This window comes from Paraburkholderia fungorum, from assembly GCF_902833645.1.
GTDB lineage: Bacteria > Pseudomonadota > Gammaproteobacteria > Burkholderiales > Burkholderiaceae > Paraburkholderia > Paraburkholderia fungorum.
In genome coordinates, this window is the sequence record NZ_CADFGE010000001.1 from 777,580 (window position 1) to 789,728 (window position 12,149).

Genomic DNA, 12,149 nt, shown 5'->3' on the forward strand with positions numbered 1-12,149 from the left:
CAATTGGCGACGTGCCGGTACGGTCTGTCATCGCGCAATACATCGAACGGGTAAGCAACTGTAAATGAAACCCGATCAGATCGAGGTTTCGTAATTTGCCGTCACACGGCCCCCCGAACGAACCCTGCTGCCGGCTCCTCCAAGTCTTAAAGAGGGAGGAACCATGGTCAAACTACTGTTTATGATCGGCTTTGCATTGGGCCTGACCGGATGTGTCGTCGCGCAGCCGTACGGCTACGCACCGGCATACGGATACGCCCCCGGCTACTACGCCGCCCCGAGCGTCAGCGTGGGGGTTGGCGTCGGCGGTTATTACGGCGGTCGCGGGAGATGGTAAGCCGCAGCCAGGCCGGCGCCAGTCGATCTCCATTTGCTGGCGCTGTCCGCTATTAAGGGGAACCCCTCCCTCAACATCTTGCTCCCCCGGTCGATATCAAGACTATCTGTGCACTCAGCACAAGTCAGGGAGTTGCTCATGAAAATCCGGGCTTTGGCCGTTGCGTCGATTTGGGTTGCCGCGAGCACGGTCGTTCCGTCCGCATTTGCAGATACATTTGCGGGCACGTCAACAGCGCTGTCCGACGACGAGAGCGCCGCGGTGTTCGGCTCCGCCGGGTTGTCCAGTCTGCAGAATGTACGCGGCAGTGCATCGACTGGAGCGTGCGCAGCAACGGTTGGCGCGAATGCGCTGAAAGGGGCGAGCGGCAATATCGGCGTGAATCTGGCGTCCGGAACGCTGAATGCGCAGACCAATCAGATCGCCCTCGTCGGCACACCTCAAACCGCGATCGCCTCGCAACAGAATCTGCAGACCACCGCGCATTTGACGGGCAATGCCACCGCGGGGCTCGGCGCCGGTTCACTGGCGGCCGTGAGCGGCAACGTTGGCGTGAATATCGCGGCCGGCGCGGGCAATGCCCAATTCAATGGGCTCGTGATTCACTAAACCGATGCGCAAAAACACCTTAGCCAAGAGTTAAACCAACGCGGTCGCTTCGATCTCGATCTTCAAGCCGTAATGCAGATGAGGGACCGGCACGACGGCACGCGCCGGACGCGCGTCGCCGGCCCAACGCGCGTAGATCTGATTGAAGCTCGCCCAGTTTTCGACATCAACGATATAGACGCGCACCTGCACCAGTTGCGCAATGCTGCTGCCGGCGCCTTCGAGCGCAGCCTGAAGATTGGCCAGCACCTGCTCGGCCTGAATCTCGAACGAGGCATCCGCGAGTTTTTCGCCCTGCGGGTTGATCGGCAACTGCCCCGAGACGAAAACAAAACCATTAGCGATCGCGACATGGCTGTAGTGTCCACCTGGCTTCGCCAAAGCAGCGGGATTATCGAGGTGCGGCAGGTGCGGGTCGTGCTGACTAACAGCCATGAAAACTCCGAAGGGGATCGCGCCTAAGCGGCGCATGGCTACGCGCGGTGCACTGCAAGCACTTGCCGCGCATGTCACACGCTTACACGCTTACACGCTAAGCAGGCACATCCAGCTTCTCACGCGCATCGGCGCAGCGGCGATTCAGGTCGCGATGCATCAGCTGACTGTCGAGCAGCGCTGATACATCAGACAAACCGTAATCAAAGCGCAAGACGTATTCGATGTCTGTGTAATCGTGATAGGCGCCGCTGTCCGCCAGCTTCTGCGCTTCAGCAAAGGCAGCATGCTGCCGCTCGCCGTTCACCAAATCTCTGATCGCCATGATTGCCGCTCCGAGGAACAGTGACTCCATCATAGCAATGCAAATCAAAACGCACGGTAGCGCGCGCGCAACACCTGGTGTTTTCCGTAGACACGCTGATCAAGGCTGGGCGCAGACACAGTTTCGCCGCGCGTTTCGGCTAAGGAACAATGATCCGCGTTGAGCAACGGACCCGCACCTCATGCGGCCTCGCACAGACTCACACGAACACGGGCCGCTTCAAGCCGCGGCGACGGGCACCTTTGTACGATGCCATTTAACGACCAGAATCCGGCCGACGTAACACAACACACCAGCAACGCCTACAACAACGCCCATGCCCTTGGGCGAGCCGTCCTGCCAGAGTCCGACGGCGAGGCTCGACAACGCGCCGAGTGCCAACTGGACGGCGCCGAACACGGCGGCCGCGGCGCCGGCATTCACCGGATACCGATGCATAAGATCGGTTGTACAGTTGGCGGACAACAGTCCAACGACGCCGACCACGAAGAACAGACCGAAGACGATCGACCAGAGTCCGCCCCACCCGGTGAGCGAAACGAGACAGACGAACAGCGACGCGATGCAACTCACGGTCGCGGCAAACGAAATGATGGGCAACGAACCCAGCCGCCCGACGAGACGCGTATTCATGAAGTTACCGAACATGATGCCGACGATGTTCAACGCGAACAGAAAGCCGTAATGCTGCGCCGACACGTGGAAATATTCGATGTAAACGAAAGGCGTCGCGGTGATGTAAGCGAACATCGACGCGAACGCCATACCGCCGCACAGCATGTGCCCCCACGCAACCGGATCGCGCAGCAACCTGCCATAGGCGCCGAACGATTTCAACAGCGCCGAATGCGCGCGCTTTTCGGGCGGCCAGGTTTCCGGCACCTTGAGAAACGCGGTCACCGCGCACACTGCGCCGAATAGCGTCAACACGATAAAGACGACACGCCAGCCGCCGAGCAGCAGCAACTGGCCGCCGATCAACGGCGCGAGCAACGGCCCGATCGACGTGACGATGGCCAGCATCGACAGCACGCGCGCGGCGTCGGTCGGCCCGTGCGCGTCACGGGCGATTGCGCGCGCCAGCACTGAGGCCGCGCCCGCGCCGAGCGCCTGTACGAAGCGGAACGTCACCAGCGACTCGATCGAAAACGACAGCGCGCAGGCCACGCTCGCGAGCGCATACATGATGATGCCGCCGAGCAGCACGGGCCGGCGGCCATAGGTATCCGACAGCGGACCATATAGCAGCATGCCGATCGAAAAACCGAACATGAAGCTGGTGAGCGTGGTTTGCGCGGCGCCGGTGCTGATGGCGAATGCCTGCGCGATGGTCGGCAGGCTCGGCAAGTACATATCGATGGAAATCGGCCCGCATGCGGCAAGCGCACCGAGCAACAGAATCAGCCGGCCATCGGGCCGGCGTCTGGTGACGTGAGACATGGGAATCCAGATGAAGCGCCGCGCCGTGATCGGCAGCGAAACGCGGTGAAACGGCTCAAACCGCAGCTTGACGACCCCAATTGTACGCGACGGCTCAAGCATCCGCCGCGCCCGGACGCTGGTCGAACGGACCGCCCTGTCCCGCGGCAGGCGCGCCGCCGATCGGTTAAGCTGCCGCGAGAACGCGTGAGGGGCGCCCCGCAGCGGCGCCCGCGCCACCCTTTACCTGAATCTAACCCAGCCTACCTCGCCCCCGACATGACTGCTTTCCTGCTGATCTGGAGCCCCAAGAAATGGCCGTGGCCCGAGTTGCCTGACGTAGCGAAACGGGTTGCCGCGGGCGTGGCGGTGGCTGACGTGTGGGGATGCGGATTCGCCCGCAGCATCCTGCCGGGGGACCGCGTATTCCTGCACCGCGTCGCGCAGGAACCCAAGGGCATTTTCGGGTCGGGCTACGTCACACGCGCGCCGTACGAGGTCCCCGACCCGGCGACGAAGCGTGGCTACCGCTTGTGCATCGACTTCGTGTATGACTGGGTGGTCGACGCGCATGAAGGCGTCGTGATTGCGCGCGACGTGTTGCGCACGCATCCGTTTTCGGTCCAGACATGGGACGCGCAAAGCTCGGGAACCGTCATCAAGCCGATCGCCGAAGGCGCATTGGAAAAGCGTTGGGCCGAACTCACAGGCAAGCGCAAGCCACCGAAGGTGAATGAGCCAGCAGGCCTCATTCGCTCAAGCAAGGTAACGGCCCACAAGGCGGCAGCCGCGAAAACCGCGACAGAAAGCCGCGCAAAAACAAAGCCAGCGCCGGCCAAAAAACCCGCAGCAAAAAGCGCACGCAAGACCTAAACGCCGCCAGGGGTTGATGAAATACCGCGTCGGCGCGCGCAGCGCCGCCGGAGGTATGACTGCCTTGTCACGAGAGCCGAATGTGCGGGAACACAGATTCCAGATGCACCACTACCGTGGCTGCGCGGGGGACCCGCTTATGAGCTTGCGGTGTGAAGCCGCTTTCTTTGCTTACTTGTATATTGGTCCCAGTGTCCGGAAACTGATCCTTTCCGTTCACCGGAAGCGGTAGCCCGTTTTGCTTACCGGGGCTCACAGCCCGAAAGAAAGCTGGTGGCGCCGCTTCCACTTACCGCTTTGAACCCGAACAGTTGACTGAGCCTCGAGCTCGTATTTTTGCAAGTAGGGGTGCTGTGGTGAACCAGAACCAATCCTCCTCCGTTTCTCCTTTGTTCGTCGGCATCGACGTCAGTGGCGAGTTCCTCGATGTGGCCTTTCACGGCTCCACTGAGTACTTCCGGCTCGCCAATTCGCCCGAAGGTATCGCTGATCTAATCGCACGGCTGTCGCCTCTCAAACCTGAACTCATCGTTCTCGAGGCCACCGGCAAGCTTGAGAAAGCCGTCCTGGAAGCCCTGTGCAAGGCAGGCTTGCCCGGCGTCGCGCTCAACCCCAGATGGGTGCGCGATTTCGCCAGATCCACCGGCCACCTTGCCAAAACCGACCGTATCGATGCACGCGTCATCGCTCACTACGGCGCAGCGGTCAAGCCCGAACTCCGGGCGCTGAACGACGCGCAGTCCCAGCAGTTGCAGGCGCTCATCCTGCGCCGCAGCCAGCTCATGGAGATGCTCACCGCCGAGCAGAACCGCCGCAGGCGTGCTCACAAGGCCACGCATGCCAGCATCGACGAACTCATCGCCTTCCTCAAAAAGCGCATCAAGGATGCCGATGACGACATCGATTCCTTCCTGCGCTCCAACGAACTCTGGCGCAAGACCGAAGCCTTGCTGCGCTCCACGCCCGGCATCGGCAGGGGAACCGCGGCAACGTTGATCGCCTTTCTGCCTGAACTGGGCAAGCTCAGCGGCAAGGAAATCGCCTCGCTCGTTGGCCTCGCGCCGTTCAATGTCGATAGCGGCAAACAGCAGGGGCAGCGCCATATCAAAGGCGGCCGGCACATGGTGCGACGTGCCCTCTATATGGCTTGCGTCGCTGCCCAGAAGGCCAATCCCGACATCAAGGCGTTTTGTGACCGGCTGCGTGACAAAGGCAAAAAAACCAAGGTCGCCTTCGTCGCTGGCATGCGCAAACTGCTCATCCGGCTCAACGCCATGATGCGTGACGCTACGCCCTGGAGTCCGCCGAAATCATGATCGAATGAACCCCAAACACTTGACCTTCAATACAGTTGCTTTCTTTGCGGCGGCAAAGAAAGTAAGTGCCGCCCCGCACAGGGGCAACGCCAATAAACCACTAACAAAGCAAGGAAAGGCCAAAGATCCAGATCAACAAGAAAACCGCCGACCAGGCAAAAACCTCCCCCCCGCCCACGGCAAACAAAAAAATCAAGCCGAAGGCTTCTTATAAGCAACGCAATCAACCTCAACCCGACAATCAATCACCATAGAAGAAACCACACAAGCCCGAGCCGGCGGATTCTCGCCGAAGTACTCCCGAAACACCTTGTTGAAAGAAGCAAAGTCCCGCGGATCGTCGAGCCACACCCCACAACGGACGACATGCTCCGCCCCATACCCCGCTTCCTTCAGAATGGCGAACACATTCTGAATCGCCTTGTGCGATTGCTCAACGATACCGCCGTTGATCACCTCACCGTTTTCCATCGGCGTCTGCCCGGAAACGAACAACCAGCCGTCCGCCTCAACGGCCCGAGCAAACGGCATATGTTGACCACCGGTACCCTTGCCACCTTCAACGCCATATCGCTTCATCATCCAACTCCTTTAAAAGTCCGGCGCGCATCCAGCAAAACCACCACACGCGCCCCAATCGCTCGATCGAAAAAATCAAAACGCGCCGTGCGCATCACCCTTCGACGCCGCACCGCGCGCCACAAAATGCCCTGCCCGTTCGCCAGTCACCGCGCCATCGCGGTAAGTCAACACGCCATTCACCCACACCGCGTCGATACCATCAGCGGCCTGCTGCGGGTTCTCGAACGTCGCCACGTCGCGAACCCTGGCGGGATCAAACAACACCAGATCCGCGTGATAACCGATATGCACCTCGCCGCGCTGCGCGAGACCAAACCGGTGCGCCGACAAGCTGGTCATCTTGCGCACCGCCTCTTCGAGCGGCAGCAGCTTCGCATCGCGCGCGTAGTGGCCGAGCACGCGCGGAAACGCGCCCCACAAACGCGGATGCGGCAACGGATCGTTCGGCAAACCATCTGAGCCGACCATCGTCGCAGGATGCGACAGAATCCGCCGAACATCGTCCTCGGACATGTTGTGATAAACCGCGCCCGCAGGCTGCAAACGCTTGCCCGCCTCCTGTTGCGTGACGCCCCACTCGGCGGCTATCTCCTTCACCAGCTTGCCCGCCATCTCGGGATGCGGCTCCGACCACGTAATCGTAATGTCGATGTCGCCCGTCACCTGCTTCAGATCGAGCGTCGACGAACTGCGGTTGTACGGATAGCAGTCGCAACCGATCGGCTGCAAGCGGCGCGCGCCTTCCAGCGACTTCAGCACCTCTTCGCTACGCCCCCAGTTGGACGGCCCCGCGCACTTCAGATGCGAAATCACCACCGGCACATGCGCGTGACGGCCCACCCGGTAAGCTTCGTCCATTGCGTCGAGAATCGCGTCGAACTCGGTGCGCATATGCGTCGTGTAAAGCGCGCCAGCGGCGGCGAGCGGCTCGGCCAGCGCCATCACCTCTTCGGTCGGTGCGGAGAAGGCGGAGCCGTACGCGAGGCCCGAACTCAGGCCCAACGCACCGTTTGCCAGCGCCTCTTCGAGCTGCGCGCGCATGCCTTCGATCTCCTGCCCGGTCGCCGCCCGGTCCAGGCGGTCCATCTGGTTGCTGCGCAACGCCGTGTGCCCAATCAGCGCACCGACATTCACCGCGGGACGCGCCGCGTTCACCGCCTCGACATACGCAGCGAACGTCGGGTACTGAAACGCGTCACGCTCGCCGAGCAGGTTCATCGGATCGGGCGGATCGCCCTTCAACGAAACCGGCGACGCGCTGATCCCGCAGTTGCCGACGATCACCGTCGTCACGCCCTGGGTGATCTTCGGCAGCATTTGCGGCGAGCGGATCACGTGCGTGTCGTCATGCGTATGAACGTCGATGAAGCCCGGCGCCAGCGCACGGCCATTGGCCTCGATCACCTCTTCAGCAAGCCAGTTCGACAGATTGCCGATCGCGGCAATGCGGCCATCACGGATCGCGACGTCGCGTTCGACCGGCGGTGCGCCCGTGCCGTCGTACAGTTGCGCGCCGACGATCAGCGTATCGGCGGCTTCGGGATGCGAATGCATGGATCAGTCTCCTAATGGTTGTCGATCGCCACCGCCACGGTGCGTATCGAGCGCGTGCTTCATGCGGCGCAGCAATTCGCGGCTCTCGTCACCCTGACTGACGGCGAGTTCGGTAACGAGAACGTCGAGCGCCATCATCATCGCGTAACGTGACGACGACGGCTTGTAAATGAAATCGGTTTCAAAAGCGACGATCGGGATCACCCAATCGGCCAGCCTCGCCAACGGCGAAGCCGGCGCGGTCAGCGCAATCACGCTGGCTCCATAGCTGCGCGCGATCTTGCAGTTCTCGACCATCTCGGGCACACGCCCGGTGGTGGACAGCGCGATCACCACGCACTCGCGCGACACGGTGCTCGCCACCATCCGCTGCAACAAGCCGTCCTGATAGGTCGCGACCGGGCGGCCGAGCCGCACGAGCCTGAAGCGCATTTCGTCAGCCAACGCGGTCGACCCACCGCCCATGCCGAATACATAGATCATGCGCGCGGCGCGCAAGGCGGCTGCCGCTTCCGCTAAAGGCGCCTGACGAAGAAGTTGATGGTTATGGGCCAGCGCGGTTTGCAGTTCGTCGAAAACGCGAGTGGCGATGGGCTCCGGGGCATCGGTAGGGCCGCCCGCTTGCAGGAAGCGCTGACCGACCGCCGCAGCCTGCGCGAGCCGCAACTTCAACTCCCGCACGTCGCGGCAACCCACCGCCTTCGCAAAACGGGTCACCGTCGCGACACTCACCTCGGCCTGCTGGGCAAGCGCGCCGATACTGGCACGCGACGCGCCGGTCAGATCGTCGAGAATCAGCGCGGCAACCTTCCGTTCGGCCGAACGCAGTTCCGGCGCGCACTCGGCAATGCGCGCGACGATATCGAAGGCCAGCGGCTCGGCGGTTGAGTTCATTGAGGCGGTGTGAGGAGATCGCGGGCGTCCCGTGAAGGCTTACAAACAGACTCCGGGAAACCGTGGTACTAAATAACATTCGTTCACGCATCGTACTTTCGGTAACATAGTAAAGTCAACTTTGATTCAATTTAACCGGACGATGGAGCAGGGACACATGAAAGTTACAAACTATCAGGGCGCAACAATTGATCCTTATAGCAAGGGCTTGGGCATGGTCCCGGGCACCAGCATCCAGCTCATGGATGCGGCGCGCCTCGAGTGGAACCTGCTAAACGAAGACGTGAGCCTGCCCGCCGCCGTGCTATACGCGGATCGTGTGGAACACAATCTGAAGTGGATGCAGGCGTTCGTCGCCGAATATGGCGTCAAGCTCGCGCCGCACGGCAAAACCACCATGGCGCCGCAACTGTTTCGCCGTCAACTCGAAACCGGCGCATGGGGCATCACGCTCGCCACCGCGCACCAGGTGCGCGCGGCATATCACGGCGGCGTGTCGCGGATCCTGATGGCCAACCAGCTGGTCGGCCGCCGCAACATGATGATGGTCGCCGAGTTGCTGAGCGATCCCGATTTCGAGTTCTTCTGCCTTGTCGATTCGGTCGAGGGTGTCGAACAACTGGGCGAGTTTTTCACCTCGGTGCGCAAGCCGTTGCAGGTATTGCTCGAACTCGGCGTACCGGGCGGCCGCACCGGCGTACGCGACGAAGCGCAGCGCAACGCGGTGCTCGAAGCGATCGCACGCTATCCGGATGTGCTTAAGCTGGCAGGCGTCGAATTGTATGAAGGCGTGCTGAAGGAAGAACACGAAGTGCGCGAGTTCCTGCAAAGCGCTGTCGCCGTTACGCGCGCACTGGTCGAGGAAGGACGTTTTGCCCGTACACCGGCCGTTCTGTCAGGCGCCGGTTCGGCCTGGTACGACGTGGTCGCGGAAGAATTCGTGAAAGCCTCGGAGACCGGCAAGGTCGAAGTCGTGCTGCGGCCCGGCTGCTATCTGACGCATGACGTCGGGGTCTACCGCAAGGCGCAAACCGACATCTTCGCGCGTAATCCGGTCGCGAAGAAAATGGGCGAAGGCCTGTTGCCGGCGTTGCAACTGTGGGCCTACGTGCAGTCGATTCCGGAACCGGATCGCGCGATCGTCGGTCTCGGCAAGCGCGATTCCGCTTTCGACGCGGGCATGCCCGAACCGGCGCGCCACTACCGTCCGGGCACCGAGGCGCCGCGCGATATCGCGGCGAGCGAAGGTTGGGAGATTTTCGGCTTGATGGATCAGCACGCGTATCTGCGGATTCCCGCCGGCGCCGATCTGAAGGTGGGCGACATGATCGCGTTCGACATCTCGCATCCGTGCCTGACGTTCGACAAGTGGCGTCAGGTGCTGGTGCTCGATCCGTCGTACCGCGTCACGGAAGTGATCGAAACGTTCTTCTGATTCGCTTCTGATGAAAACGGCGCGCCACGGTGATGTAGCGCGCCGTTTGCGATGCTGCTGAGGTTCATGGCTTCGATGCAGGCCATGTCATGCATGGCAAACGCGGCGCTTGATCGGCGCCACGTTCATCTGCGATGCCCTAACGCGTCGAGCCGGTGTTAGCCACGTCCAACGCTTGCGCGACATCAGCCGACTCTGCGTTTGCAGCGTTAGCCGTCGCCGCCACCTCACCGATCCGCTCTTCCAGCATCTTCAAGGCCCCTGAGAGCGCGCTGAGCGCCTCATCCGGCAATGCCGTCATCGTGTCATGCAAAAAAGCGTTGCGGCGCGGCAGGCTGGCTTTGGTTATTGCCTGCCCGGCTTCCGTCAAGCGCACATTGGTCACGCGGTTATCGCGCGTATCCATGCTGCGCGCAATCCAGCCTAAACCCTCGAGCGTTTTCAACTGCCGCGTGAGCGCGCCCGGATCGACGCGCAAGCGTTCAACCAGCCGCTTCTGCGACGACTCGCCGGCTTGCTCGTGCAGTGCGAGCAGAATACGCCAGCGCGGCAAAGGCTGGCCAACCTGGGCCTCGAACGCCGACATGAATGCCCGATATGTGCGCCCGAATTGCTGCATAACGGCGACGCGGTCCTGTTCTTCCATGATCTGTCAGTAAAACGATAAGGCTAAAAAATCAATCCGCGTGAATCACCGGCTCGAGCTTGCGCTGGAGCTTGATTGGCGGCACGCGGCGGCTTTGCCACACGGACACTACGGCAATGATCGCCGCCATCGCGAGACCCAGATGAATCGCCGCGACGAGCGACTCACGCGCGCTCTCCAGCAACATCGCGCCGTTGTGACCCGCATGCTGCAGTTGGCCGAGCAAGGTGGTTTGCGCGTCGCGATTGATCAGGATTTGCGGATCGCCGAGGTCGGTGAACCATTGCGACGCGTGATCGTTCTCCAGCGCGCTGCGCACGCCGCTGGCGTACATATGGCTAACCAGGGTGCCGGTCAGCGCCGTGCCGATCATCCCGCCGATCATCCGTAGCGACTGCAGCAGCGCCGTGGCAATGCCAAGATGCTCACGGCCGGCCGTCTGCTGCGCGAAGATCGTTAGATTCGGCATGACGAAGCCGAGACCAAGGCCACCGAGCACCATGAACGACATCAGCAGCCATTGGGGCATGGAATGCGTCGCAACGACCACGCCGAGACACGCCAGCGCCACCAGGGCGAAGCCAATGTACAGCATCAGATTCGGATTGCGCACACGCGAGACGATACGGCCGTTGGCAATACTGCCGATCGTAATGAACACGACGAGCGGCGTAATAACGAGCCCCGCTTCTTTCGGCGACATCCCGAAGCCACCCTGAAACAACAACGGCGCGTAGAACAGCAACGAAAACATCGTGAAGCCACCAAGCACGGCCAGCGTAAAAAGCGCGGACAGACTGGGATTGCGAAACATATCTACCGGCAGAATCGCCGTCGGGCAGCGTTTTTCCCACTGCCACAGGCCGTATGCTGAGGCGACGCTCAATACGAGCAACGCGCAGACGCTCAACGTGACGCCATGCTTCGGCAAGAACTCAACGAACAGTTGCAGCGAGCCGAGCGCCACCGCGATCAGCAGCGCGCCAGGCCAATCAAGCCGCATCTTGCCTTCGTGCTCGATGTGCCGCAGATGCGGCAGGAAACGCCAGACGAAAAATAGGGACAACAGACCGACCGGCAGATTCACATAGAACACCGAGCGCCAGCCGTAGTACTGCGTGAGGAAACCACCGAGCGACGGACCCACTGCGTTCGCAATGCCGAACGCCGAACTCATCAGCACCTGCCAGCGCAGACGCACGACCGAGTCGGGGAACAGATCAGGAATGCAGGCAAAGGCGGTGCCGACCAGCATGCCGCCGCCGATGCCCTGCAAGCCGCGCGCGAGCACGAGGAACAGCATGTTGTTGGCGGCGCCGCACAGCACTGACGCCGCCGTGAATACGACGATCGATGCGATCACGAATGGCTTGCGCCCATAGTAATCGCCGAGGCGGCCGAAAATCGGCACGGTGATCACCGAGGTCAGCAGATATAACGTGGCAACCCACGCATAGAGCTCGAAACCCTTCAGTTCCGCGACGATGGTGGGCAACGCGGTGCCGACCACGGTCTGATCCAGCGCGACCAGCATCGAAACGAAGGAAACACCGAGCATCGCTAGCAGCGACTCACGAAACGGTAAGACTTGCCCACTCGAGTGGTGGGCCGCGGTATGGACAGCCATTTTTGATAGTGCAACAGTTGACTCGTCAAACAATCGGGAATCATACCACGGGGCGATGCTCTAAGCTGAACCCGCCGGCGCGGTTTACCGTAGCGGC

Annotated in this window: 14 protein-coding genes; 6 read left to right on the forward strand and 8 right to left on the reverse strand. The window is 61.5% G+C overall.

Annotated features, from left to right (window positions below; genetic code table 11):
• The first annotated feature begins 163 nt into the window (after positions 1 to 163).
• Together HWX91_RS03490 and HWX91_RS03495 are read left to right on the forward strand one after the other, a co-directional pair.
• Positions 164 to 337, forward strand: a complete 174-nt coding sequence (locus HWX91_RS03490; RefSeq protein ID WP_169741876.1) for a hypothetical protein — start codon at positions 164 to 166, stop codon at positions 335 to 337.
• Between the two features lie 138 nt (positions 338 to 475).
• Positions 476 to 946 (forward strand): hypothetical protein, encoded by a 471-nt coding sequence (locus HWX91_RS03495; RefSeq protein WP_028200159.1) that lies wholly within the window; start codon positions 476 to 478, stop codon positions 944 to 946.
• 30 nt (positions 947 to 976) lie between these two features.
• On the opposite strand, the gene HWX91_RS03500 is transcribed toward HWX91_RS03495, so the two are convergent.
• The 3 genes from HWX91_RS03500 to HWX91_RS03510 all read right to left on the reverse strand — a co-directional run bounded on the left by HWX91_RS03500 (position 977) and on the right by HWX91_RS03510 (position 3,146).
• Complete coding sequence (locus tag HWX91_RS03500; protein WP_028200160.1) at positions 977 to 1,381, reverse strand: RidA family protein; 405 nt, start codon at positions 1,379 to 1,381, stop codon at positions 977 to 979.
• Positions 1,382 to 1,478: 97 nt separating this feature from the next.
• Entirely contained in the window at positions 1,479 to 1,706 is a 228-nt protein-coding gene (locus HWX91_RS03505) for a hypothetical protein (RefSeq protein WP_028200161.1), read from the reverse strand.
• Positions 1,707 to 1,925: 219 nt separating this feature from the next.
• Entirely contained in the window at positions 1,926 to 3,146 is a 1,221-nt protein-coding gene (locus tag HWX91_RS03510; RefSeq protein ID WP_028200162.1) for a Bcr/CflA family multidrug efflux MFS transporter, read from the reverse strand.
• A 258-nt stretch (positions 3,147 to 3,404) separates the two neighbouring features.
• On the opposite strand from HWX91_RS03510, the gene HWX91_RS03515 reads away from it, so the two are divergent.
• From HWX91_RS03515 to HWX91_RS03525, 3 genes are all read left to right on the forward strand, one after another.
• A complete protein-coding gene (locus HWX91_RS03515) occupies positions 3,405 to 3,998 on the forward strand; it encodes a hypothetical protein (protein WP_028200163.1) in 594 nt (197 codons plus the stop codon).
• 356 nt (positions 3,999 to 4,354) lie between these two features.
• Positions 4,355 to 5,314, forward strand: coding sequence for an IS110 family RNA-guided transposase (locus HWX91_RS03520; RefSeq protein ID WP_028200164.1), 960 nt, complete (start codon positions 4,355 to 4,357; stop codon positions 5,312 to 5,314).
• A 4-nt stretch (positions 5,315 to 5,318) separates the two neighbouring features.
• Positions 5,319 to 5,528, forward strand: coding sequence for a hypothetical protein (locus HWX91_RS03525; protein WP_127837960.1), 210 nt, complete (start codon positions 5,319 to 5,321; stop codon positions 5,526 to 5,528).
• Here HWX91_RS03525 and HWX91_RS03530 read toward each other — a convergent pair.
• The 3 genes from HWX91_RS03530 to HWX91_RS03540 form a co-directional block, all read right to left on the reverse strand.
• A complete protein-coding gene (locus HWX91_RS03530) occupies positions 5,507 to 5,893 on the reverse strand; it encodes a RidA family protein (protein ID WP_028200605.1) in 387 nt (128 codons plus the stop codon). The two genes, HWX91_RS03525 and HWX91_RS03530, sit on opposite strands and share 22 nt — an antisense overlap.
• A 75-nt stretch (positions 5,894 to 5,968) precedes the next feature.
• Positions 5,969 to 7,450, reverse strand: coding sequence for an N-acyl-D-amino-acid deacylase family protein (locus HWX91_RS03535; RefSeq protein WP_028200604.1), 1,482 nt, complete (start codon positions 7,448 to 7,450; stop codon positions 5,969 to 5,971).
• A 3-nt stretch (positions 7,451 to 7,453) separates the two neighbouring features.
• Positions 7,454 to 8,344: a MurR/RpiR family transcriptional regulator gene (locus HWX91_RS03540; RefSeq protein ID WP_028200603.1), complete on the reverse strand. Its 891-nt coding sequence runs from the start codon at positions 8,342 to 8,344 to the stop codon at positions 7,454 to 7,456.
• A 157-nt stretch (positions 8,345 to 8,501) separates the two neighbouring features.
• Here HWX91_RS03540 and HWX91_RS03545 point away from each other — a divergent pair, with 157 nt between their 5' ends.
• Positions 8,502 to 9,779 carry an amino acid deaminase gene (locus tag HWX91_RS03545; RefSeq protein ID WP_028200602.1) on the forward strand — a complete coding sequence of 426 codons (1,278 nt, stop codon included), beginning with the start codon at positions 8,502 to 8,504 and terminating at the stop codon, positions 9,777 to 9,779.
• Positions 9,780 to 9,918: 139 nt separating this feature from the next.
• On the opposite strand, the gene HWX91_RS03550 is transcribed toward HWX91_RS03545, so the two are convergent.
• Together HWX91_RS03550 and HWX91_RS03555 are read right to left on the reverse strand one after the other, a co-directional pair.
• On the reverse strand, positions 9,919 to 10,425 hold the full coding sequence (locus tag HWX91_RS03550; RefSeq protein ID WP_028200601.1) for a MarR family winged helix-turn-helix transcriptional regulator: 507 nt from the start codon (positions 10,423 to 10,425) through the stop codon (positions 9,919 to 9,921).
• A gap of 31 nt (positions 10,426 to 10,456) precedes the next feature.
• Positions 10,457 to 12,052, reverse strand: coding sequence for an MDR family MFS transporter (locus tag HWX91_RS03555; protein WP_028200600.1), 1,596 nt, complete (start codon positions 12,050 to 12,052; stop codon positions 10,457 to 10,459).
• Positions 12,053 to 12,149: the final 97 nt, after the last annotated feature.

Excerpts from the sequence above, each read along its gene's own strand:
- HWX91_RS03490 (WP_169741876.1), top strand. The coding sequence starts at position 164 with ATGGTCAAACTACTGTTTATGATCGGCTTTGCATTGGGCCTGACCGGA.
- HWX91_RS03495 (WP_028200159.1), top strand. The coding sequence starts at position 476 with ATGAAAATCCGGGCTTTGGCCGTTGCGTCGATTTGGGTTGCCGCGAGC.
- HWX91_RS03500 (WP_028200160.1), bottom strand. The coding sequence starts at position 1,381 with ATGGCTGTTAGTCAGCACGACCCGCACCTGCCGCACCTCGATAATCCC.
- HWX91_RS03505 (WP_028200161.1), bottom strand. The coding sequence starts at position 1,706 with ATGGCGATCAGAGATTTGGTGAACGGCGAGCGGCAGCATGCTGCCTTT.
- HWX91_RS03510 (WP_028200162.1), bottom strand. The coding sequence starts at position 3,146 with ATGTCTCACGTCACCAGACGCCGGCCCGATGGCCGGCTGATTCTGTTG.
- HWX91_RS03515 (WP_028200163.1), top strand. The coding sequence starts at position 3,405 with ATGACTGCTTTCCTGCTGATCTGGAGCCCCAAGAAATGGCCGTGGCCC.
- HWX91_RS03525 (WP_127837960.1), top strand. The coding sequence starts at position 5,319 with ATGAACCCCAAACACTTGACCTTCAATACAGTTGCTTTCTTTGCGGCG.
- HWX91_RS03530 (WP_028200605.1), bottom strand. The coding sequence starts at position 5,893 with ATGAAGCGATATGGCGTTGAAGGTGGCAAGGGTACCGGTGGTCAACAT.
- HWX91_RS03535 (WP_028200604.1), bottom strand. The coding sequence starts at position 7,450 with ATGCATTCGCATCCCGAAGCCGCCGATACGCTGATCGTCGGCGCGCAA.
- HWX91_RS03540 (WP_028200603.1), bottom strand. The coding sequence starts at position 8,344 with ATGAACTCAACCGCCGAGCCGCTGGCCTTCGATATCGTCGCGCGCATT.
- HWX91_RS03545 (WP_028200602.1), top strand. The coding sequence starts at position 8,502 with ATGAAAGTTACAAACTATCAGGGCGCAACAATTGATCCTTATAGCAAG.
- HWX91_RS03550 (WP_028200601.1), bottom strand. The coding sequence starts at position 10,425 with ATGGAAGAACAGGACCGCGTCGCCGTTATGCAGCAATTCGGGCGCACA.
- HWX91_RS03555 (WP_028200600.1), bottom strand. The coding sequence starts at position 12,052 with ATGGCTGTCCATACCGCGGCCCACCACTCGAGTGGGCAAGTCTTACCG.